We start from the raw sequence: 1,981 nt of genomic DNA, 5'->3' as shown, positions 1-1,981 counted from the left end.
GGTGGTCAAAAGCTACGCGGAACTGGGAGAAAGTGGGTGACGTTAAGTTGAACCCGGAGAAGGAAAAACAAGCAGCTTAAATGCTCAGGCGACAACTACCTTGAAAAACGCCGTATTTGAAGGACGGTTTATGGTATACACTGGAAAAATATCTTATGGCTTATATATATATCACTACCCAATTATTCATTTAATTGAACGATATGGTGGCGAAATGTCTAATAGCGATCGTATTTTGGGATACGGAGGAGGGCTAGCTTTAACATATATGATATCTAGTGTGTCTTATAAATACTTTGAAAGCCCGATACTGGTACGTAAGAGTCGATACTCCTAAATAGTATATGGAGTATACACTGTCATCATGTGTGGCTTTTATGGGATCAAAGATTTGCTTTCGTGAACTACAACTAACAAAAGCGTCTTAATTGTAGTTCACGGAAAGTTACTTAATTTAGTGTCAAGTTGTGACTCTTCTGCACAGGCGAATTGTTTTCCAAAGTATCATACAGTAATTTCGAATGTTCAAGAGGGTTCTTGACCGGATCCCAAATAGGAAAGAACCGCCGTTTAACGCTACTGACGATACGGTCTAGTAGGTTTGCAACTTTTATTGGAAGAAAAGCCCAGCGTAAAATTATGTATAGTCTTCTGCGCTGACACCAAAAATAGACCGATTCTTCTGCATACCATTTGTACCCCCAGCGCTTTTCAAATAGATCGTGTGAGTATTTTCCGATTTTTCTATTCCAGCGAAGGTCAAAATACTTTAGGTCGCTTAGGTTAGCTCGTGTGCCCAGGTTATCAAAGTAGATGACTGAGCGTGGTTCGGCATAGAGCTTCTCTCCCTTTGCCTGAAGCTGCATGCCAATATCCAGATGTTCACGAATTGTCATATGTGGCAGTTCAATGTTTTGTAAGGCTTGTGTATTAAACATGACGCCATGTAGTTCAAATGCTTGAGTCGGCACGGTTTCTTTTGGCATGTTTTCAGGCAGTTCACGGCGGTAAGGCTTATGCTCGATAAGATAAGTTTTACCTTCAACTTCAATCGTGCGGATCTCAACGGTATAGATATGGTTACGGGTATAGTCTCCGTCGACACCATCTTTCTCTAGCGTTAGTGGGGAGATAACAGCAGCACCTGTTTTTTCACCAGTTTCGATAAGTGGTGGGAGCCAACCTTCAGAAACTCTTGAGTCATTATCTAGCAGAAAGGTAAAGGGAGTTTTGATTTGGTCGCGTATTTTGCTGATTCCTTCTAGTGGGATTATGCGCCCGTGAGAAATAATCTTGGCGTTATCCTTTCCTGCAATGGCTTCTTTGGCTAAAGCGATTTCACTCGAAGGGTAACCTAAATCAAGAATGATCAGGTCAAATAGCGAACTGTCGGTATGCTCATAAACGTTTTTGATACAGTCAGAGAGACCGCTATAACGATCCCTGGGAGAAATCACTAATGTTACTTTTTTCTGGCTCATTCCTTAGACCTCAGTTTTGATAATCGGGTGGAATGAATTTTATACGTATAAAAAACGCGGGTATTTGACCTTGGTCAGTCTTTGTTCAGAAAAAGAGCTAGAGCTCGCTAGAGTTTATAGGTGAAATTTATATCTACTCGTTTATAAACTTTCTTTAAGAGGTTGAATGTTCAGGTAGTCTTTGAGGTGGTTTATCCAGATGTCATAACCAGATGAGCTCAGATGCAAGCCATCTCCGATATGATGCTTTGAAGATAAGTGGCCTGACTTATCCAGCAATTCATTGGGTGGAGGGATGAAGGTTGTGTTTAGGCTGTGTCTGAGTGCTTTGTTTAAGAGTTGGTTAGTTTGCTTGATTGGTGCTTGGTGCTGTAATTTCTGATTTCGTTCTAGGGATATAGGGAGTATTCCTGAAATATATATGTTTTGTGTTTCTGGTGTTATGTCAATTATTTTTAGTATGTTACTTACGATTTGCTCAGGAGTAAGAATGCTAAGAT

At 40.5% G+C, this 1,981-nt stretch carries 2 protein-coding genes; both read right to left on the bottom strand.

Features of this window, described 5'->3' with window-relative positions; all coding sequences use genetic code 11:
• Nucleotides 1-449: 449 nt before the first annotated feature.
• A complete protein-coding gene (locus tag A3766_RS18655) occupies nucleotides 450-1,481 on the bottom strand; it encodes a glycosyltransferase family 2 protein (protein WP_068511696.1) in 1,032 nt (343 codons plus the stop codon).
• Nucleotides 1,482-1,622: 141 nt separating this feature from the next.
• The coding region (locus tag A3766_RS31295; RefSeq protein ID WP_197479628.1) for a hypothetical protein at nucleotides 1,623-1,981 on the bottom strand (359 nt) is incomplete at its 5' end.

This window comes from Oleiphilus sp. HI0132 (assembly GCF_001635845.1).
Note: the sequence above shows the minus strand (reverse complement) of the source record. Positions and strands in the feature narration are given on the sequence as shown.